Genomic DNA, 20,223 nt, shown 5'->3' with positions numbered 1-20,223 from the left:
CCGATGGGGCGATCTGCGGCGTGCGGTATATTCGCGCCCCAGGCCGGATGCCCCAGGGGTTGGTGAACCTGCCGCAGCGCGCCGCACGGACGCGTAAATTCAAAGTGACAATGACCGTAACACTCCCCACCGCCCCCGCAGACAGCGACCTCCAACTGGTGGAGCGTACGGTTGCGGGTGACCAGCGTGCCTACGAATTACTGGTCATCAAATACCAGAGGCGCATTGAGCGCCTGATTGGCCGCATGGTGCGGGATTCTGACCTCGTCCCCGATATCGCCCAGGAAACCTTCATCCGCGCCTACCGGGCGCTGCACCAGTTTCGGGGCGACGCGCAGTTCTATACCTGGCTGTACCGGATTGCCGTGAACACCGCCAAAAAGGCGCTGATGGACATGAAGCGCAATCCTGTCATCTCGGAAAACGCCCTGCGGGGCAGTGACGAAGAAGATGAAACTTCCCGCCTGGGACACGAACTAACTTCCGAAGAAACGCCCGAAACCATTCTTGCGGCCCAGGAAATTGCGGCGGCTGTGAATGCGGCCATGGAGGCTTTGCCGGAGGATCTGCGGCAGGCCGTGACCTTGCGTGAGATAGAAGGCTTGACGTACGAAGAGATCGCCGCAGCGATGGAATGCCCCATCGGAACAGTGCGGTCACGGATTTTTCGGGCGCGCGAGGCGATTTCTGCGCGCGTGCGCCCGTTGCTGGAGAACCAGTCGGGCAAGCGCTGGTGATGCAGTTTCTTTGGGATTCGCGTGCAAGCGCGGGTGCTTGGGTTAAGGACGAGATGGGCAGGTGATGCTATGACCACAGATTGGATGAATCGCGAACAGTTGTCGGCGTTGGCCGACGGGCAATTACAGGGCGACGAGTTGGCGCAGGCCTTGGAGTTCGCTGCGCAGGCCGAGGGCCAGGCCACCTGGCAGCTCTACCATCTGGTGGGGGATGTCCTGCGTTCTCCAGAGCTGGCGCTGCACCAGCAGGGCAATCATTCGATGGTGATGCGCGTTCGAGAGCAGTTGGCGCAAGAGCCCATGCACGGGCGTCTGCCCGAAGCCGCACCTGCGGTGGAGCAGGTCGTGCGCGCAGAAACGGCGGTTGCTGCCAATGCGTCGGTGTTCCGCTGGAAGATGGCGGCTGGATTTGCTTCGTTGGCCGCTGTGGCGGCCATTGGCTGGAGTGCTTTGGCAGGGATTCAAGGGGCGCAATCGACCTCTGCCGGTGCACAACTGGCCGCAGCCCCTGCGCCAGCCCAGCCGGTGGCACCTGCGGTTGCCGTCGCGGGAGCCGATGGGCAGCAAGTCATGATTCGCGACCCGCGGCTGGATGAGCTTCTGGCAGCACACCGGCAATTTGGAAACACCTCTGCTTTGCAGATGCCTGCAGGATTCCTTCGCAACGCCACTTTTGAGGCGCCTCCACGCTGATGCTCTGGCGGCCGATTCTGTTCGGGGGGTGGTTTGTTTCCATCGCGATGCAGCGGAGCGCACCTTTCTGCCCTTTTTAAAAGTTGTTCAAAAAGACATTCGCGGTGCGTTCAGCCTGTTCCCGCCATTGCCCGAAACCTGGGAAACGGCGCTGACAGCGCCGGAAAAGCACCCGCTGGAAAGGACGGAGCGTGCGGTGCGGGGAACCAAGTCACCCCGGTTTCCTTCACAGTCATACAGCCTCTGTTCGTAACGATTGCCACAATTGAAGAAAGGTCGATGATGCTCAGGATCGATTGGAAAAAACTGCACTCCTATGCACTGGCAGGCGTGCTGATGGGGGCGGCAAGTCTGGCGGCTGTGCCCCATGGCGCAGCCCACGCGCAATCTGCCGTGTCGCGTGGCTTGCCGGACTTCACCGAACTGGTGGAGCAGGTGGGGCCTTCTGTGGTGAACATCCGGACTTCCGAGAAGGTGTCGGCCCGCGCCAACACGAACGGCATGGATGAGGACATGCTGGAGTTCTTCAAGCGTTTTGGCGTGCCCATTCCCAACATGCCACGGCAGCAGCGGCCCCAGCGTCCTCAGCCCGAAGAGGAGCAGCCCCGGGGTGTAGGGTCGGGATTCATCCTGACCGCCGACGGTTATGTGATGACCAATGCGCATGTGGTGGAGGGGGCTGATGAGGTCATCGTCACCCTGACGGACAAGCGGGAGTTCAAGGCCAAGATCGTGGGCGCCGACAAGCGCACCGATGTGGCTGTGGTCAAGATCGAAGCCACGGGGCTTCCTGCCGTGAAGGTGGGGGATGTCAGTCGCCTGAAGGTGGGCGAATGGGTGATGGCGATCGGTTCGCCGTTTGGCCTGGAGAGCACGGTCACTGCCGGCATCGTGAGCGCCAAGCAGCGGGACACGGGGGACTATTTGCCATTCATTCAGACCGACGTGGCCATCAACCCCGGCAACTCGGGCGGGCCGCTGATCAACATGCGTGGCGAGGTGGTGGGGATCAACAGCCAGATCTATTCGCGGTCGGGTGGTTTCATGGGCATCTCGTTTGCCATTCCCATGGACGAGGCCATCCGCGTGAGCGATCAGTTGCGTGCAACGGGCCGGGTCACGCGCGGGCGCATTGGCGTCCAGGTGGGGCAGGTCACCAAGGATGTTGCTGAATCCATCGGCCTTGGCAAGGCATCGGGAGCCCTGGTGACGGGCGTGGAGGCGGGTTCTCCGGCCGACAAGGCGGGCATCGAGGCCGGCGACATCATTACCCGGTTTGACGGCAAGCCGATCGACAAGCTCGCGGATCTTCCACGCATGGTGGGCAATACCAAGCCTGGAACGAAAAGCACGGTCACGGTGTTTCGCCGTGGCAGCGCCAAGGACCTGGGCATCACCATCGCGGAGATCGACAGCGACAAGCCGGCCAGCAAAACCGCCGAACGGGAAGAAAAGCCCAAGGCCTCGGCGGCCGCACAGCTGGTGGGATTGTCAGTGAGCCCTCTGACCGACGCGCAAAAGAAAGAACTGAAGATCCGAGGTGGCGTGGTGGTGAATGCTGCCACCGATGCCGCTGCCCGTGCCGGTCTGCGCGAAGGCGACATCATCCTTTCCATCGCCAACACCGAAATCAGCGGAGTCAAGGATTTCGAGGCGGCCCTCGCCAAGGTGGACAAGAGCAAGCCTATCAATGTGCTGTACCGGCGCGGAGAATGGGCCCAATACGCCCTGATCCGCCCTGCCAAATGAACCTGCATTGAGGTTGCGCTGACTGCACTGGCAGAGAAATCCCGGGCATTTTTTCGGGATTTCCCGTGCCCGGTATGGCCGGCGAGGGTGCTCTGGCGTCTATTTTTTGGCTATGTGAGGTTGGCTCACGCGAACTGGGTCGATCTGTCCATCGATCATATTGGATAGAATGCAGACCTCCGTTCTACACATATCGACATATCGGCCGACGCTGCGGCCATATGGTGGAATGAGGATGACCCATGCACAGCTGATCCACAGCTAACCCACAAGTTGTCCCATGTTGTTCGGATGCTGGCTGTGAATAAGCTGTGTGTAAAATGCTTGTTGCACTGCGGCAACGCGCCTCGCCTGTGGGGGGGGTGAGGTCATTGGTGCAGGCTTTTTGCCTACAATGAAGCTCCAACCTTCGCAGTTGCCAATGATTGTTGGTTCAGGGCGCGTCGCCATTCGACGCGCCCTTTTTTCTTGTCCGCGCCGTTTCAATTCAATTATTTGACGTTTCCCGTTGATGAAACACATCAGAAATTTTTCCATCATTGCCCACATCGACCATGGCAAATCGACGTTGGCCGATCGCCTGATCCAGCGGTGCGGCGGGCTTGCCGATCGCGACATGGAGGCGCAGGTACTTGACTCGATGGACATCGAGAAAGAGCGCGGGATCACCATCAAGGCGCAGACGGCTGCGTTGCACTACAAGGCGCAAGACGGGCAGGTCTACAACCTCAATCTGATCGACACGCCGGGGCATGTGGACTTCTCCTATGAAGTGAGCCGTTCACTGTCCGCGTGCGAAGGTGCCTTGCTGGTGGTCGATGCCTCGCAAGGCGTGGAGGCACAGACCGTGGCCAATTGCTACACGGCGCTCGACCTCGGTGTGGAGGTGGTGCCGGTGCTCAACAAGATGGATCTGCCCAATGCTGATCCCGACAACGCCAAGGCCGAGATCGAGGATGTGATCGGTATCGACGCCACCGATGCCATCCCGTGTTCTGCCAAGACCGGCATGGGCATTGACGAGATCCTCGAGGCCATCGTTGCCAAGGTGCCCGCACCCAAGGGCAACGCCACGGGCCCCCTGCGCGCGATGATCATCGACAGCTGGTTCGACAGCTATGTGGGCGTGGTGATGCTGGTGCGCGTGGTCGATGGCCGCCTGCTCAAGGGCGAGCGCATCAAGATGATGGCCAGTGGCGCGGTGTACAACGCCGACAACCTCGGTGTGTTCACGCCCGCCAACGAGCCGCGCAACTCGCTCGATGCCGGCCAGGTGGGCTACATCATCGCCGGCATCAAGGAGCTGCAGGCGGCCAAGGTGGGCGACACGATCACGCTCGAAAAAAAGCTGCCCAACAATGCAGGTCCTGCGGCCGAGGCGCTGCCCGGCTTCAAGGAAATCCAGCCCCAGGTGTTCGCCGGGCTGTACCCCACCGAAGCCAGCGAGTACGACTCGCTGCGCGATGCACTCGAAAAGCTCAAGCTCAATGATGCCTCGCTGCATTACGAGCCCGAAGTCAGTCAGGCCCTGGGTTTTGGTTTCCGCTGCGGCTTCCTGGGCCTCCTGCACATGGAGATCGTGCAGGAGCGCCTGGAGCGCGAGTTCGACCAGGATCTCATCACTACCGCGCCCAGCGTGGTCTACCAGGTGGTGCGGGCCGACGGTGAAGTCATCATGGTCGAAAACCCTTCCAAGATGCCCGACCAGGGGCGCCTGGAAGAAATCCGCGAGCCCATTGTCACCGTGCACCTGTACATGCCCCAGGACTACGTGGGCCCGGTGATGACGCTGGCCAACCAGAAGCGCGGCGTGCAGATGAACATGGCCTACCACGGGCGCCAGGTCATGCTGACCTACGAGATGCCGCTCGGCGAGATCGTGCTCGACTTCTTCGACAAGCTCAAATCGGTGTCGCGCGGCTATGCCTCGATGGACTACGAGTTCAAGGAGTACCGCGCGTCGGATGTGGTGAAGGTCGATATCCTGCTCAATGGCGACAAGGTGGACGCGCTGTCCATCATCGTGCACCGTTCGCAGTCGCAGTACCGCGGCCGCGCCGTGGTGGCCAAGATGCGCGAAATCATCAGCCGCCAGATGTACGACGTGGCCATCCAGGCGGCCATTGGCGCCAACATCATTGCGCGCGAAACCATCAAGGCCTTGCGCAAGAACGTGCTGGCAAAATGCTACGGTGGCGACGTCAGCCGCAAACGCAAGCTGCTTGAAAAGCAGAAGGCAGGCAAGAAGCGCATGAAACAGATTGGCTCGGTCGAGGTGCCCCAGGAGGCATTCCTCGCCATTTTGCAGGTGGAAGATTGATGCAGTTCATGCAAATTCTGACTTCGATGGTGCTCGCCGCGTTCGTGGGCTATATCGGTGCCTGGTACACGGGGGCAATCGAGGGCAACTTTGCCTTGCTGCTGTTCCTGGCCACCGTGGTCACCGGGGCCTACTGGCTGGCGGAGCGTCTGGTTTTCCTGCCGCGCCGGCGCCGCGCGGCCCAGGCCGTCGAGGATGCGGCCGTGCAGCGCCGCGCGGAACTCGACCGCATGGGCATCCAGAAGGTGGACATGGACGTGCAGGAGGCCAAGGGCCGCATTCTGATGCAGCCCTGGTGGCTGGACTGGACCGCTGGTTTGTTTCCGGTGATCGCCGCGGTGTTCCTGCTGCGCTCGTTTCTGTTCGAGCCCTTCAAGATTCCGTCGGGCTCCATGATTCCGACACTGCTGGTGGGCGACCTCATCTTGGTCAACAAGTTCACCTACGGCGTCCGGCTGCCCGTGATCCACACCAAAGTGACAGAAGGTACGCCACCAGCGCGTGGTGATGTGATGGTGTTTCGCTACCCGCCACAGCCCAGCCTGGATTACATCAAGCGCGTGGTGGGCGTGCCCGGCGATGAGGTGGCCTACCTCAACAAGCGCCTGACCGTGAATGGCAAGCCGGTGGAAACCACGGCCATGCCCGATTTCTTGGATGAAGACGCCATGCGTTACTTCAAGCAGTACGAAGAGCAGCTGGGTGACCAGCCGCACCGGCTGCTGAACAACCCCGATGTACCCGCCTTTGTGCAGGGGGCCAGCAATTTCACCTACCGCGAGAACTGCCGCTACAGCGTGGAAGGGGTCGTGTGCAAGGTGCCGCAGGGGCACTATTTCATGATGGGCGACAACCGCGATAATTCGCTGGATTCACGCTATTGGGGTTTTGTGCCAGAGGCCAACATCGTCGGCAAGGCATTCTTTGTCTGGATGAATTTTGGCAACCTCAAGCGGATTGGTTCGTTCCATTGAAGACGTCAGACACAGAACAACGAGGGAGTAAAAGCATGAGCATGCATCGCACAGCCAGCCGGTCGCGTCAGCGCGGTCTGTCGTTTTTCGGGCTGATCTTTGTCGGTCTGTTTGCCGTGGCTGCCTTTGCCATTGGCGGGCAGTCCATTCCGATCTTCCTGGAATACGTCGCCGCCAAAAAAGCCATCGAGAAGGCCAAGACCGAAAGCACAGTGCCTGCGATTCGTGCCGCCTTCGACCGCGCCGCAGCCATTGACGACATCAATTCGCTCAAGGGTTCGGACCTCGAAATCACCAAGCGGGGTGAGAAAGTGGTGGTGTCCTTCAAATATGCGCGCGAGATACCCCTGGCAGGTCCAGCCTACCTGGTGTATCGCTTTGATGGGCAGACCAACTAGGTGCAGCCGGCACTTCTCGCGCTGCAGAGTCGTCTGCAGCACCAGTTCTCCAACGCCTCGCTGCTGCAGCGCGCCGTCACGCACCGCAGTTTTTCGGCGGACCACAACGAGCGCCTGGAGTTTCTCGGGGACTCGGTGCTCAATCTGGCCGTGGCCAGCCTGCTGTACCAGCGTCTGAGCGATCTGCCCGAGGGCGACCTGTCGCGCGTGCGCGCCAACCTTGTCAAGCAGGACACCCTGCACCAGCTGGCACTGCGCCTGCAGGTGTCCGACGTGCTGCGCCTGGGGGAGGGTGAGTCCAAATCCGGTGGCCAGCAACGGCCCTCCATCCTGGCGGACGCCCTCGAAGCACTGATTGGCGCCGTGTACCTGGATGCCGGTTACGCCAGCGCCGAAGCGCTGGTGCACCGCCTATTCCAGGGGGTGGAGATCAACCCCCAGATGCAGGCCGCCGCCAAGGACCCCAAAACCGCGTTGCAGGAGTGGCTCCAGGGTCGCAAAATGAAGCTGCCGCACTACAGCGTGGTGGCCACGGTAGGGGCGGCGCACCGCCAGACCTTTGACGTGGAGTGCGAAATCACCGAGTTGGGTCTGACCGAACGTGGCATCGGCGGTTCGCGCCGTGCCGGCGAACAGGCCGCCGCCGCCGCCATGCTGGCCACACTGAAAGCGAAGAATGTATGAATGATGCTACCAAGGATGTAGCTGACAGCGCTGGTGCTGAAAGCGCCCCCGTGCAAAATGACCTCGAAGCCATGCTGGCCGCCGCCGGTGCGCCGGCCGCCGTGCCGGGCCAGCGCTGTGGCGTGATTGCCATCGTGGGCAAGCCCAACGTGGGCAAGTCCACGCTGCTCAATGCCCTGGTAGGCCAGAAGATCAGCATCACCTCGCGCAAGGCACAGACCACGCGCCACCGCATCACCGGCATCCGCACCCGCGAGCAGACGCAGTTCATCTTTGTCGACACGCCCGGGTTCCAGACCCGCCATGCCACGGCGCTCAACAAGTCGCTGAACAAGACCGTGATGGGCGCGATCGGCGATGTGGACCTGATCCTGTTCGTGGTCGAGGCCGGCCACTTCACGCTGGCCGACGCCAAGGTCTTGAGCCTGTTCAAGCCCGGCATCCCCACGCTGCTGGTGGCCAACAAGCTCGACATGGTGCACCGCCGTGCCGAACTGGCGCCCTGGCTCAAGAGCATGCAGGAGCGCCACCCGTTTGCCGAGTACGTGCCCATGTCGGCCAAGAACAAGGGCGACATCGAACGGATGTTTGGCATCTGCGCCAAATACCTGCCCGAGCAGGCCTGGTGGTATGCCGAAGACGAGCTGACCGACCGCAGCGAAAAGTTCCTGGCCTCCGAGACCGTGCGCGAGAAGCTGTTCCGCTTCACGGGCGACGAGCTGCCCTACACCTCCACCGTGGTCATCGACAAGTTTGAAGAAGAAGCCAGCAAGGCGCACAAGCGCCTGGTGAAGATCGCCGCCACCATCGTGGTCGAGCGCGACAACCACAAGATGATGGTCATCGGCGACAAGGGCGAGCGCCTCAAGCGCATCGGCACCGAAGCCCGCCAGGAGCTGGAAAAGCTCATGGACGCCAAGGTGTTCCTGGAGCTGTGGGTCAAGGTGCGTTCGGGCTGGGCCGACGATGAAGCGCGGGTGCGCTCTTTTGGCTACGAATAATCCCGGGCTTCCGTGGCTGCCGCCAAGCGCATTTCCGATGAACCCGCCTTCGTGCTGCACAGCTACGACTGGAGCGAGTCCAGCCTGATCCTGGAAGTGTTCTGCCGCCGCCAGGGGCGCGTGGCCCTGGTGGCCAAGGGGGCCAAGAAACCCAGCTCCAACTTCCGCCCCGTGCTGCTGCCGCTGCAGCCGCTGCTGGTGACCTACACCCTGGCGGGAGATGGCACGGCCGACATCCACACCTTGAAGGGCGCCGAGTGGGTGGGTGGCCATGTGATGCCCACGGGCGATGCGCTGCTGTCGGGCCTGTACCTCAACGAATTGCTGCTGCGCCTGCTGGCCCGGGCCGACCCGCACGCCGCGCTGTTCGACGCCTACGCGGGCGTGGTGCGTGTGCTGGCCAGCGAGCATGGCGATGCGCTGGAGCCGGTTTTGCGCAGCTTCGAGCTGCTGCTGCTGCGCGAGATCGGCCTGCTGCCCAGCCTGGATGCCCAGACCATGACATTTGCGCCGCTGCAGGCCACCGCGCGCTACACGCTGGTGCCCGAAGGCGGCCTGCGCATTTCGTCCGATGCCGACCGCGCAGGGTTGCCTGGCCGCCAGTGGCAGGCCCTGCAACGTGCGCTCGATGATGCCGCCAGCTACACCGCCACCTTGCGCGCCTGTGTGCCGGTGGCCGCAGAACTCAAACCCCAGCTGCGCGCCCTGCTGCAATACCATTGTGGCAGCCCCACGCTGCGCACCCGCCAGCTCATGATCGACCTGCAGTCCTTATGACCATGCCTTTACACGCTCCGCAACGCACCGCCCTGTCGGTCAACGTCAACAAGGTGGCCCTGGTGCGCAACACGCGCCACCTGGGCATCCCCAGTGTCACGCGCGCGGCCGAGCTGTGCCTGCAGGCCGGTGCCCAGGGCATCACGGTGCACCCCCGGCCCGATGAGCGGCACATCCGCAGCCAGGACGTGTTCGAACTGGCCGCATTGATGAAAGCCTGGCCGGGCCGCGAATACAACATCGAGGGCAATCCGTCGCAGAACCTGATGGACTTCATCCGCCAGGTGCGACCCCACCAGGCCACCTTTGTGCCCGACAGCGAAGACCAGTTCACCAGCGACCATGGCTGGAGCTTTCCGCAGGATGCCGGGCGCCTGGCGCCGCTGGTGGCCGAATGCAAGGCAATGGGTGTGCGCGTGAGCCTGTTCATGGACCCGATTCCTGAGCAGATGGCCGCTGCCAGGGCGGTGGGTGCCGACCGCGTGGAGCTGTACACCGAGCCCTATGCCGCTGCCTGGGGCACGACGCGGCAATCCATCGAACTGAAACGTTACGCGGCTGCGGCACAGGCCGCGCTGGATGCAGGCCTGGGTGTGAACGCCGGCCACGACCTGAACCGCGACAACCTCGCCGCCTTTGTGCGCGAGGTGCCCGGCGTGCTGGAGGTATCGATTGGCCATGCCCTTATCGCCGACGCGCTGGAGCTGGGCTATGGCGCCACGGTACAGGCGTACCTGGGCTGCATCGAGGCGGGTTTTGCGTTCACCAGTAACTCCTGATTTGATAGCTTTCAGCGCTTTCTGAATAAGCGCTATCGGCATATTCCGTTCAAAAAAACATGATCTACGGCATTGGCACCGACATCTGCGACGTGCGCCGCATCGCGGCCAGCCTGGAGCGCCACGGCGAGCGCTTTGCCGAGAAAGTGCTGGCCGATGGCGAGCTGGCCACCTGGCGCGCGCGCAGCGCGCGCTGGCCCGAGCGCGGCGTGCGCTACCTGGCCACGCGCTTTTCCGCCAAGGAAGCCTTCAGCAAGGCCGTCGGACTGGGCATGCACATGCCCATGACCTGGCGTGCGTGTGAGGTGGGATCTCTGCCCAGCGGCCAGCCGGTGATCGTGCTGCACGGCGCCCTCAAGGAGTGGTTCGACGCCAAGGGTCTGCAGGCGCACCTGAGCGTGACCGACGAGACCGACTACGCCGTCAGCTTTTGCGTGGTCGAAAAAATCCAAACCAGATAGCTCTGTAGTGCTTGTTTAATAAGCGCAAGCAGCTATTTTTTAGATAGCAAATTGATGATTGGAAGCCCGATGACCGAACACGCCCCCCTGATCCTCGACGTGGCAGGCACAGCGTTGACCGCCGCCGACCGCCGCCGCCTGGCCCACCCGCTGACGGGCGGTGTCATCCTGTTTGCCCGCAATTGGGAAAACCGCGCACAGCTGCTGCAGCTCACCGCCGCCATCAAGGCCGTGCGCGACGACCTGCTGATCTGCGTGGACCACGAAGGCGGCCGCGTGCAGCGCTTTCGCACCGATGGCTTCACGCACCTGCCGCCCATGCACGCTTTTGGCGAGCTGTGGATGAATGACGGCAAGGGCGCCAAGACCTTGCCCGGCAGCGGTGCATTGCGCGCCACCAACGCCGCCACGGCAGCGGGCTACGTGCTGGGCGCCGAGCTGCGCGCCTGCGGCGTGGACTTCAGCTTTACGCCCGTGCTGGACCTCGATTGGGGTGAAAGCGGCGTGATTGGTGACCGTTCTTTCCACCGCGACCCGCGCGTTGTGGCCCTGCTGGCCAAGAGCCTCATGCACGGCCTGCTGCAGGCGGGCATGGCCAACTGCGGCAAGCATTTTCCCGGCCACGGCTTCGTCCGGGCCGACTCGCACACCGAGGTGCCAGTCGATAAACGCAGCCTCCAGGCCATTCTGGCCGACGACGCCGCGCCGTACCCCTGGCTCAGCAGCACGCTCACCAGCGTGATGCCGGCGCATGTGATCTACCCCAAGGTGGACAGCCGCCCGGCGGGGTTCTCGCAGCGCTGGCTGCAGGACATCCTGCGCCGCCAGATGCGCTTTGACGGTGCGATCTTCAGCGACGACCTCAGCATGGAAGGCGCCCGCCGTTTGGACGGCCAGGTGGTCAGCTACACCGATGCCGCCATTGCAGCGCTGGCCGCCGGCTGCGACCTGGTGCTGCTGTGCAACCAGAGCGTGGGCGATGGCCGGGCGGTGGACGAACTCCTCGCCGGCCTGGACGAGGCCCGCGCCCAGGGCCGCTGGCAGCCCAGCGTGGACAGCGAATCACGCCGCCTGGCCTTGCTGCCCGAAACCCTGCCCCAGGCCTGGGATGAGCTGATGTACCAGCCCGCCTATCTGCAGGCGCTGGATTTGCTGCCTTGAGGGTGTGAGCCCGCACTACGGTGCCGGGACGGCGCTGGCGGGTAAGGGGGTTGGCGGGCTGGCGGCTGCCACGGCCGGCTCCGGTGCGGCCGTGTCCAGTGGCGGCGCCTCCTGGAAGCGGCGCACCACGCGCTGGAAGATCAGGGCGTTCGGAATCTGCAGCCAGGCCGCCTGGCCTGGGGTTGCACTGTGGTCTTCCAGCGTGGTGTAGAGCAGATTGATGTCCACCACCCGGCCCTTGGCACCGGGCTTCTCGGCGGTGTCCAGCACCTCGATGTAGTCGCCCACGCGAAAAGGCCGCGCGGTGAAGATGAGCAGCGCACAGAACAGGTTGGACAGCACGCTCCAGGCCGCAAAGAACGCCACGGCGCCCACCGTGGCAAAGCCGGTGAAAGCCGTCCACAGCACGGTGGCCGACACACCCAGCCGCTCCAGCACCAGCAGCAAGGCGCTGGCCACAATGGTCCAGCGGACCAGCCCCTTGATGGGAGCCAGGAGTTCCTCGGGAAACTGGAAGCGCACGCTCGCGCGTGCCAGAACGCGGCGCAGCAGGCGTTGCAGCGCCCAGGCAGCCACAAGGATCAGCAGGATCTGCGCGCCCGGAACAATGACGTCGAGCCAGTCCTGCACCCACTCGGGAAGGTGGGCCTTCAGCAACTGCAATCGGGATGCGGCCATCGAGCGGTGCGGTGGCCGCCTCAGGACTCGCGCCGCAGGGCCGGGAACAGGATCACGTCACGGATGCTGGGGCTGTCGGTCAGCAGCATCATCAGTCGGTCGATGCCGATGCCGCAGCCGCCGGCGGGCGGCATGCCGTATTCGAGCGCGCGCACGAAGTCGTGGTCGTAGTACATGGCCTCGTCGTCGCCGCTGTCCTTGGCCGCCACCTGGGCGTGGAAGCGCGCGGCCTGGTCTTCGGCGTCGTTGAGCTCGCTGAAACCGTTGCCGAATTCGCGGCCGGTGATGTACAGCTCAAAGCGCTCGGTGACCTCGGGGCGCGTGTCGTTGGCACGGGCCAGCGGCGAGATCTCGGTGGGGTGCTCCATGATGAAGGTGGGCTGCCACAGCTTGTCTTCCACCGTTTCCTCGAAGTAGAGCACCTGCAGGCTGGCCAGAGTGCGCCCGGAAAGCTGGTTCTTTTCTTCCGACATGCCCAGCTTCTTGAGGGCGCTGATGAGCCATGCCGCATCGTCCACATGGGCTCCAGCCTCGGTGTGCTGGAAGATGGCCTCGCGGATGGTCAGGCGCGCAAAGGGCTGGGCCAGGTCGACCTCGCGGCCCTGGTAGCTGAGCTGCAGCGTACCCGTGGCCTTGAGGGCCGCGTCGCGCACGAGCTGCTCGGTAAAGCCCATGAGGTCCTGGTAGTTCCAGTAGGCCGCATAGAACTCCATCATGGTGAACTCGGGGTTGTGGCGCACCGAGATGCCTTCGTTGCGGAAGTTGCGGTTGATCTCGAACACGCGCTCGAAGCCGCCCACCAGCAGGCGTTTGAGGAACAGCTCGGGCGCGATGCGCAGGTACATCTCCTGTTCCAGCGCATTGTGGTGCGTGACGAAAGGCTTGGCATTGGCGCCGCCCGGAATCGGGTGCAGCATGGGCGTCTCGACCTCCAGGAAGCCGTGCTGCACCATGAAGTCGCGGATGCCGCTCACGGCCTTGCTGCGTGCCACGAAGCGCTTGCGCGCCTGCTCGTCGGTCATCAGATCGACATAGCGCTGGCGGTATTTGACCTCCTGGTCGGCCACGCCGTGGAACTTGTCCGGCATGGGGCGCAGGCTCTTGGTCAGCAGGCGCAGGGTGGTCACCTTGACCGACAGCTCGCCGGTCTTGGTCTTCATCAGCGTGCCTTCGGCGCCGATGATGTCGCCCAGGTCCCAGTGCTTGAAGGCTGCATACAGTTCTTCGCCCAGCGCATCGCGCGTGATGTAGAGCTGGATGCGCCCGCCGGTTTCGCCCAGCGAGCCATCTTGCACGGTAGCAAAGCTGGCCTTGCCCATCACGCGCTTGAGCATCATGCGCCCGGCAACGCTCACATGAACGGCGTGGGTTTCAAGCGATGCAGCGTCCTTGCTGGCGTGCTGGTCCTGCAGCGTGGCCGCGTGGTGCGCCGGCTTGAAGTCATTGGGGAACGTGACGCCCCCGCCCTGTGCATGGGCCTCGCGCAGTGCGCGCAGCTTGTCGCGGCGCTCGGCGATGAGCTGGTTTTCGTCTTGGGGGGCTGGGGCGTGATTCTGGTCAGACATAGGAGCCGTGGATGCGGGGCGTGAATAAAGGACTGGACGGGCCGATGCCAGCCAAACCGTTGATTTTATGGGCTATCGACGGGATCCGGGCAGCGCTGGCAACACGTCCGTTACGTCATGTCGGTATAGGGTGTGGTGCCGAGCGTGGCCATTCCAGAACTTGGCGCAATAAATACCGGTTTTAGGGCATTCGTCTATGGCGGCGCAATCCCCGTCCGCTCCAGCACATCCCCCACCAGCTCCAGCCGCACCAGCGGATTGTCCAGTTCCATCAGCTGCTGCTTGAGCTTGAGGGGGATGGGCAGCAGCTCGCACCAGCGGTTGGCAACCCAGCCGCAGTCGGCCAGCTGTTCGGGGGTGGGGTGGATGGCCGTGGCGGCCTCGGTGTCACGCTCGCGCAGGGATGCCAGCACCTGGGCCAGGGTGGTTACGGTGGGCAGAAGATCGTCGGGAATGGGCACAGGCAGGTCGGCGGCCAGTTGCTCCACATTGCCAATCCACAGGCCATGGGGCAAATGGCTACGCTCTGTGATGCGAAAACGCTGGCTGCCGCGGCACAGCAGGGTGATCAGCCCGGGCTGCGGATAGTCGATTCTTTCGATCACGGCCAGGGTGCCGATGTCGTGGAACCCTTCCTCTGGCGCACCCGCCTGCCGGACCTCGTGGCCCTGCGTGAGCGCCACGACACCAAAGGGGGCGCCAGCGTGGTGGCATTTGCGCACCATGTCGAGGTAGCGCACCTCGAACACGCGCAACGCCAGCACTCCGCCAGGAAACAGCACGGAATGGAGCGGGAACAGCGGAAGGGATGACAGGGTGAGGGGTTGTGTCATGGGCGGGGATCTGCGGTCGCTATCATCCCATGCAGCAGTCCGCTTTCGCACGCGATTCCATCCAATTTGTCTCATCCATGCTCTACCAGATCGCCTCTTTCCTGCTCGATGTCATCGGTGGCCTGCTGACCGGGGCCTGCCTGTTGCGTCTGTACATGCAGTGGCAGCGTGTGCCGTTCTCGAATCCGATCGGCGGGCTGGTGTTTGCTCTCACCGACTGGCTGGTCATGCCGCTGCGGCGCGTGATTGCCCCGGTGGGCCGCTGGGATCTCTCCAGCCTGGTCGCGGCCGCCTTGTTGCAATTGGTCCAGTATTTCCTGCTGTGGCTGATTTTGGGGGCGGGGTCCGCCTGGGCCTGGCTGCCGTGGCTGGCGCTTTTTGGTCTGGTGCGGGTGGCCATCTCGGGCCTGATCGGTTTGCTGATTGTCCATGCGGTCATGTCATGGATGCAGACCCGTTCGCCCATTGCCGATGTGGTGGCGCGTTTGTGCGCACCGGTGCTGCGGCCGTTTCAGCGCATCATTCCGCTGGTCGGTGGGGTGGATCTCTCGCCGCTGGCCGTGCTGGTGCTCTTGCAGGTTGCCATGATCGTCCTGGGGCACCTGCAGGCGGGCGTCATGCAGGGGTGATAGCGGGTTTTGTGGCAGATTGGCTGCTGGCGTTTATGGGACAAGCGCTAGTAGCTATTCAATGAATAGCTACTGCGCAAAACCGACGCTGAGCCGGCTTACACAACGGCGTCGGCTGGCAGGCGTTGCAGCATGGCCAGGCTGCTGGCCACGGTGTTGCGCAGCTCGCGGCGGTCGCAGATGAGATCGACGGCCCCCTTGGTCTGCAGGAACTCGGCGCGCTGGAAGCCTTCGGGCAAGGTCACACGCACGGTGGACTCGATCACGCGCGGCCCGGCAAAGCCGATCAGGGCCTTGGGCTCGGCGATCACGATGTCGCCCACAAATGCAAAGCCGGCGCTCACACCGCCCATGGTCGGGTCGGTCAGCACGCTGATGTAGGGCAGGCCCTTCTTGGCGAGGTGGGTTAGCGCCGCATTGGTCTTGGCCATCTGCATGAGCGAGAGCAGGCCTTCCTGCATGCGCGCGCCGCCGGTGGCGGTAAAGCAGATGAAGGGGACCTTCTGTTCGATGGCGGCTTCGACGCCGCGCACGAAGCGCTCCCCCACTACCGAGCCCATGGAGCCGCCCATGAAGTCGAACTCGAAGCAGGCGACCACCACATTGACGCTCTTGACCGCACCGCCCATGACGATGAGGGCGTCGGTTTCGCCCGTGTGTTCCAGCGCTTCTTTCAGGCGCTCGGGGTATTTGCGGCTGTCCTTGAACTTGAGTGCATCGACCGGCAGAACTTCCTGGCCGATTTCGTAACGGCCTTCGGGGTCCAGGAAGGCATTCAGCCGTGCGCGTGCACCGATGCGGTGGTGGTGGCTGCAGTGGGGGCAGACGTTCTGGTTTTGTTCCAGATCGGCCTTGTAGAGCACTGTTTCGCAGCTCGGGCACTTGATCCACAGCCCCTCGGGCACCTGGCGGCGCTCGGTGGGGTCGGTTTGCTGGATCTTGGAGGGCAGAAGTTTTTCAAGCCAGGACATGCGTATTCCTCTGTATAGATGGGCCAGTTGCGGAGCGGCCTTGAAACGGGCGCTGCCCAGACCAGGGCTCCCGCGCAAGGGCCGCCCCGCAGCGCTGGGAGCGTCCCCCTTCCCGCGCGCAGCGCGAGAGAAGGGGGAAGCGGCGAAGCCGCTCAGGGGGTTGCCCTCTATTATGCGTCGAGCGCTTTCCGGATACCGCGCAGGAAGTCGATCGTGATGGGGACCACCTTGGCGTGCTCCTGGTCTTCAATCAGCTGGATGATGCGACTGCCGATCACTACCGCATCGGCCACTTGGCCGATCGCCTGGGCCGTAGCGGCATCCCGGATGCCAAAGCCCACACCCACAGGGATGTGCACATGCTGGCGGATGCGGGGCAGCATCTGCTCCACGGCCGCCGTGTCCAAAGCGCCAGAGCCTGTGACGCCCTTGAGCGACACGTAGTACACATAACCGCTGGCCACGCGGGCCACCTGGGCCATGCGCTCGTCGGTACTGGTGGGTGCCAGCAGAAAGATCAGGTCCATGCCGTGGGCGCGCAGATCGGCTGCAAAGGCCTCGCATTCCTCGGGCGGGTAGTCCACGATGAGCACGCCGTCCACCCCGGCCTCGGCGGCATCGCGCACAAAGGCGCTGCCTGCCTTTGTCGTGGCGTGCTTTTGGTCGTAGCGCTCGACCGGGTTGGCGTAGCCCATCAGCACCACGGGGGTGGTGGTGTTGCGTTGGCGGAATTCGCGCACATGCTCCAGCACCTGCACCATGCCAACACCCATGCCCAGGGCTTTTTCACCCGCCTTCTGGATGACCGGGCCGTCGGCCATGGGGTCGGAAAACGGCACGCCCAGCTCGATCACGTCGGCACCGGCTTCCACCATGCCGTGCATGAGCGAGGGGGTGATGTCCGCAAACGGGAACCCGGCCGTGACGTAGGGGATCAGCGCCTTGCGGCCCTGGGCTTGCAGTTGGTTGAAAGTGGTCTGGATGCGGCTCATGGCTTGGCGTCTCCCACAGCGCCCTTGACGGACAGGCCGCGCATGGAGGGGCGGTCGTAAAAATCTTCGCCGGACAGGTCGGCCACAGTGCCTATGTCCTTGTCGCCCCGGCCTGACAGGTTCACGAGGATGGACTGGTCAGGGCGCATGGTTTTGGCCAGCTTCAGGGCATAGGCCACGGCATGGCTGGACTCCAGCGCAGGGATGATGCCCTCGGTGCGGCACAGGTAGTGAAAGGCTTCCAGGGCTTCCTTGTCGGTGATGCCGACATATTCGGCGCGGCCGATTTCCTGCAGCCAGGCGTGCTCAGGTCCCACGCCGGGGTAGTCCAGGCCTGCGCTGATGCTGTGGGTTTCGGTGATCTGGCCGTTGTCGTCCTGCAGGATGAAGGTGCGGTTGCCATGCAGCACCCCGGCGCTGCCTTTTTGCAGCGAGGCCGAGTGCTTGCCCGACTCCAGTCCTTCTCCGGCCGCCTCCACGCCAATCAAGCGGGTGTTCTCGAACGGAATGTAGGGGTGGAAGATGCCCATGGCATTGCTGCCGCCACCCACGCAGGCAATCACCGCATCGGGTTGCCGGGCTGGCAGCTTCTGGTCGGCCAGCATGGCGGGCATCTGTTCGATGGATTCCTTGCCGATCACGCTCTGGAAGTCGCGCACCATCATTGGGTAGGGATGGGGCCCGGCCACGGTGCCGATGATGTAGAAGGTGTTGTCCACATTGGCCACCCAGTCGCGCATGGCTTCGTTCAGTGCATCCTTCAGTGTCTTGCTGCCCGATTCCACGGGCACCACGGTGGCGCCCAGCAGCTTCATGCGAAAGACGTTGGGGCTTTGGCGCTTGACGTCCTCGCTGCCCATGTACACCACGCATTCCAGGCCATAGCGTGCGCAGATGGTGGCGGTGGCCACGCCATGCTGGCCGGCGCCGGTTTCGGCAATGACGCGCGGCTTGCCCATGCGCTTGGCCAGCATGGCCTGGCCGATGACGTTGTTGATCTTGTGCGCGCCAGTGTGGTTCAGGTCTTCGCGCTTGAGGTAGATCTGCGCGCCGCCCATTTCGCGGCTGGTGCGGGCTGCGTGGTAGATGGGCGAGGGGCGGCCCACGAAGTGCTTGAGTTCGTACTCGAACTCGGCCAGAAACTCGGGGTCGTTCTGGTAGCGGGCGTAGGCGTCGCGCAGCTCCTGGATGGCATGGGTCAGGGTTTCGCTGACAAAACTGCCGCCGTAGGGGCCGAAATGGCCGGAAGCATCAGGTTGCTGATAGGAATTCATGGGGGGTCTTTGCAAGTTGGGCATCGGCCGCACGCACGGCGGCAACGAAGCGTTGGATTTTTTTGGCGTCCTTGATGCCCTTGATGGGTTTGCCATCGGGGCCATCGGCCTCGACGCCGGAACTGACGTCAACCGCCAGCGAGAGGCCTCGCGGGCGGACTTGCAAAATGCCATCGATCACGTTTGCAGGCGTGAGTCCACCAGACAAAACGAGATGAGAGTTGACGCTTGGTGGAAGGAGTGACCAATTGAATGCCTTGCCGCCGCCGCCATAGCCGTCGACATGGGCGTCGAGCAGGATGGCTTGGGCGCGTGAAAAATCCTGTGCGTATTTTACGAGGTCGAAGCGTTCGGCACCATCGCCAAGGGGAATGCGGGCAGCGCGCAGAAACGGACGGGCGCCCCCGAGGGTGGCAGCCAGGCAGTCCGCAGGGGACTCGTCACCATGAAACTGAATGGTAGCGCCCGCCAGTAAAGTGCTGGCAGCTAGGATATTGGAAGCGGTCTCGTTGACAAACAGCAGCACAGGCGTAACGAACGGGGGCAGGCGGGAGGCCAGCGCGGCAGCCCTTTGCGGGGTGACGGCCCGGGGGCTTGCCGGGTACATCACGAAGCCGATGGCATCCACACCCGCGGCGACCGCTGCGTCAACGTCCTGTTCGCGTGTCAGCCCGCAGATCTTGATGCGGGTGCGAATGCAGGGGGAAGTGGATGTTTTTTCAGGTGGCAGGCTGCTCATGGCAGCCAATCATACGCAGCCGTGCGGCTGGGCAGGCCCCAATGGGGTTCGTAAACCGGGCCTTGAAAATACAGGCCGTCGGGTGAAAAGGTGGGCGCTGCCGCGTTGCGTGAGCGCGCGGCCAGCACTTCACCGATCCATTGCGGCGGTTTCTTGCCCTGGCCCACAGCGATCAGGCAGCCCATGATGTTGCGGATCATGTGGTGCAGGAAGGCATTGGCTTCGAACTCGAAACGCCAGTAGCAGGGCGCAAAGCCGTCAGACGGCCCTGCCCCGTTGGCTGGCGTGCGGGTGATGGCGATCCGTTGCAGGGTCTTGACGGGCGACTTGGCCTGGCAAGCCGAAGCCCGGAACGAGGTGAAGTCGTGTTCGCCTAGTAGCTGTTGCGCCGCCTGCTGCATGGCAGCATGGTCGAGCGGGTGAAAGACCCAGCCCACGCGGCCCGCATCGACGCTGGGGCGTACGGGAGACTGGAGCAGCACATAGGCGTAGCGCCGTGCAATGGCGCTCCCGCGCGAATGAAAGCCAGCGGGCACTGGCTGGGCCCATTGCACGGCGATATCCGCTGGCAGAAAGGTGTTGGTGCCGCGTACCCACGATGCCGCCGGGCGGTGCAGCGGGGTATCAAAGTGGACGACCTGCATGAGGCCGTGCACCCCCGCATCGGTGCGGCCCGCACACAGGGTGCTGATCCGCTGCGTAGCGAAGCGGCTCAGGGCCGCTTCGAGGTGATCCTGGATGGTGTTGCCAGAGAGCTGGCTTTGCCAGCCGCTGTAGCGCTGGCCGTTGTAGCCGACCCCCATGGCCA

Annotated in this window: 21 protein-coding genes; 13 read left to right on the top strand and 8 right to left on the bottom strand. The window is 63.5% G+C overall.

The features are described from left to right. Window positions 1-110: 110 nt before the first annotated feature. From rpoE to nagZ, 12 genes are all read left to right on the top strand, one after another. Complete coding sequence (rpoE, locus tag AC1RDS_RS02845; RefSeq protein ID WP_092697222.1) at window positions 111-737, top strand: RNA polymerase sigma factor RpoE; 627 nt, start codon at window positions 111-113, stop codon at window positions 735-737. Between the two features lie 69 nt (window positions 738-806). Further along, window positions 807-1,430, top strand: coding sequence for a sigma-E factor negative regulatory protein (locus AC1RDS_RS02840; RefSeq protein WP_287875949.1), 624 nt, complete (start codon window positions 807-809; stop codon window positions 1,428-1,430). Between the two features lie 336 nt (window positions 1,431-1,766). Continuing rightward, on the top strand, window positions 1,767-3,179 hold the full coding sequence (locus AC1RDS_RS02835; RefSeq protein ID WP_431603994.1) for a DegQ family serine endoprotease: 1,413 nt from the start codon (window positions 1,767-1,769) through the stop codon (window positions 3,177-3,179). A gap of 511 nt (window positions 3,180-3,690) precedes the next feature. Continuing rightward, on the top strand, window positions 3,691-5,499 hold the full coding sequence (gene lepA / locus AC1RDS_RS02830; protein WP_026436411.1) for a translation elongation factor 4: 1,809 nt from the start codon (window positions 3,691-3,693) through the stop codon (window positions 5,497-5,499). Continuing rightward, on the top strand, window positions 5,499-6,473 hold the full coding sequence (lepB, locus tag AC1RDS_RS02825) for a signal peptidase I (RefSeq protein ID WP_287875714.1): 975 nt from the start codon (window positions 5,499-5,501) through the stop codon (window positions 6,471-6,473). The genes lepA and lepB overlap by 1 nt, the downstream gene beginning before the upstream one ends. 35 nt (window positions 6,474-6,508) lie before the next feature. Then, on the top strand, window positions 6,509-6,871 hold the full coding sequence (locus AC1RDS_RS02820) for a DUF4845 domain-containing protein (protein WP_092697146.1): 363 nt from the start codon (window positions 6,509-6,511) through the stop codon (window positions 6,869-6,871). Beyond that, a complete protein-coding gene (rnc, locus tag AC1RDS_RS02815; RefSeq protein WP_092697145.1) occupies window positions 6,872-7,555 on the top strand; it encodes a ribonuclease III in 684 nt (227 codons plus the stop codon). Then, a complete protein-coding gene (gene era / locus AC1RDS_RS02810) occupies window positions 7,552-8,556 on the top strand; it encodes a GTPase Era (protein ID WP_287875720.1) in 1,005 nt (334 codons plus the stop codon). Before rnc ends, era begins: the two co-directional genes overlap by 4 nt. Before the next feature lie 12 nt (window positions 8,557-8,568). Further along, window positions 8,569-9,333 (top strand): DNA repair protein RecO, encoded by a 765-nt coding sequence (gene recO, locus AC1RDS_RS02805; protein ID WP_348683169.1) that lies wholly within the window; start codon window positions 8,569-8,571, stop codon window positions 9,331-9,333. Between the two features lie 2 nt (window positions 9,334-9,335). Next, window positions 9,336-10,112: a pyridoxine 5'-phosphate synthase gene (locus tag AC1RDS_RS02800; RefSeq protein WP_348683171.1), complete on the top strand. Its 777-nt coding sequence runs from the start codon at window positions 9,336-9,338 to the stop codon at window positions 10,110-10,112. A 59-nt stretch (window positions 10,113-10,171) separates the two neighbouring features. Then, entirely contained in the window at window positions 10,172-10,573 is a 402-nt protein-coding gene (gene acpS, locus AC1RDS_RS02795) for a holo-ACP synthase (protein WP_348683173.1), read from the top strand. Between the two features lie 69 nt (window positions 10,574-10,642). Beyond that, on the top strand, window positions 10,643-11,734 hold the full coding sequence (gene nagZ, locus AC1RDS_RS02790; protein WP_348683175.1) for a beta-N-acetylhexosaminidase: 1,092 nt from the start codon (window positions 10,643-10,645) through the stop codon (window positions 11,732-11,734). A gap of 15 nt (window positions 11,735-11,749) precedes the next feature. Here nagZ and AC1RDS_RS02785 read toward each other — a convergent pair whose 3' ends face one another. The 3 genes from AC1RDS_RS02785 to AC1RDS_RS02775 all read right to left on the bottom strand — a co-directional run bounded on the left by AC1RDS_RS02785 (window position 11,750) and on the right by AC1RDS_RS02775 (window position 14,810). Continuing rightward, window positions 11,750-12,412 carry a mechanosensitive ion channel family protein gene (locus AC1RDS_RS02785; protein WP_348683176.1) on the bottom strand — a complete coding sequence of 221 codons (663 nt, stop codon included), beginning with the start codon at window positions 12,410-12,412 and terminating at the stop codon, window positions 11,750-11,752. 20 nt (window positions 12,413-12,432) lie between these two features. Continuing rightward, window positions 12,433-13,977 carry a lysine--tRNA ligase gene (gene lysS, locus AC1RDS_RS02780; protein WP_026436421.1) on the bottom strand — a complete coding sequence of 515 codons (1,545 nt, stop codon included), beginning with the start codon at window positions 13,975-13,977 and terminating at the stop codon, window positions 12,433-12,435. A gap of 194 nt (window positions 13,978-14,171) precedes the next feature. Next, complete coding sequence (locus AC1RDS_RS02775) at window positions 14,172-14,810, bottom strand: LON peptidase substrate-binding domain-containing protein (protein ID WP_026436422.1); 639 nt, start codon at window positions 14,808-14,810, stop codon at window positions 14,172-14,174. Window positions 14,811-14,887: 77 nt separating this feature from the next. Here AC1RDS_RS02775 and AC1RDS_RS02770 point away from each other — a divergent pair, with 77 nt between their 5' ends. Next, the gene (locus tag AC1RDS_RS02770) at window positions 14,888-15,439 is read left to right on the top strand and encodes a YggT family protein (RefSeq protein WP_026436423.1); all 552 of its coding nucleotides are present in this window, start codon (window positions 14,888-14,890) and stop codon (window positions 15,437-15,439) included. Between the two features lie 98 nt (window positions 15,440-15,537). Here the strand turns inward: AC1RDS_RS02770 and accD are convergent, their stop codons facing one another. The 5 genes from accD to truA all read right to left on the bottom strand — a co-directional run bounded on the left by accD (window position 15,538) and on the right by truA (window position 20,218). Then, window positions 15,538-16,410, bottom strand: a complete 873-nt coding sequence (accD, locus tag AC1RDS_RS02765; protein ID WP_026436424.1) for an acetyl-CoA carboxylase, carboxyltransferase subunit beta — start codon at window positions 16,408-16,410, stop codon at window positions 15,538-15,540. 170 nt (window positions 16,411-16,580) lie between these two features. Further along, a complete protein-coding gene (trpA, locus tag AC1RDS_RS02760) occupies window positions 16,581-17,402 on the bottom strand; it encodes a tryptophan synthase subunit alpha (RefSeq protein ID WP_026436425.1) in 822 nt (273 codons plus the stop codon). Then, the gene (gene trpB, locus AC1RDS_RS02755; RefSeq protein WP_026436426.1) at window positions 17,399-18,676 is read right to left on the bottom strand and encodes a tryptophan synthase subunit beta; all 1,278 of its coding nucleotides are present in this window, start codon (window positions 18,674-18,676) and stop codon (window positions 17,399-17,401) included. Before trpB ends, trpA begins: the two co-directional genes overlap by 4 nt. Continuing rightward, complete coding sequence (locus AC1RDS_RS02750; protein WP_051248881.1) at window positions 18,654-19,415, bottom strand: phosphoribosylanthranilate isomerase; 762 nt, start codon at window positions 19,413-19,415, stop codon at window positions 18,654-18,656. Before AC1RDS_RS02750 ends, trpB begins: the two co-directional genes overlap by 23 nt. Then, complete coding sequence (truA, locus tag AC1RDS_RS02745) at window positions 19,412-20,218, bottom strand: tRNA pseudouridine(38-40) synthase TruA (protein WP_034712444.1); 807 nt, start codon at window positions 20,216-20,218, stop codon at window positions 19,412-19,414. The genes AC1RDS_RS02750 and truA overlap by 4 nt, the downstream gene beginning before the upstream one ends. Between the last annotated feature and the right edge of the window lie 5 nt (window positions 20,219-20,223).

Source organism: Acidovorax sp. GW823-FHT02H02 (assembly GCF_058797075.1).
This window is presented reverse-complemented; position numbering and strand designations above follow the sequence as displayed.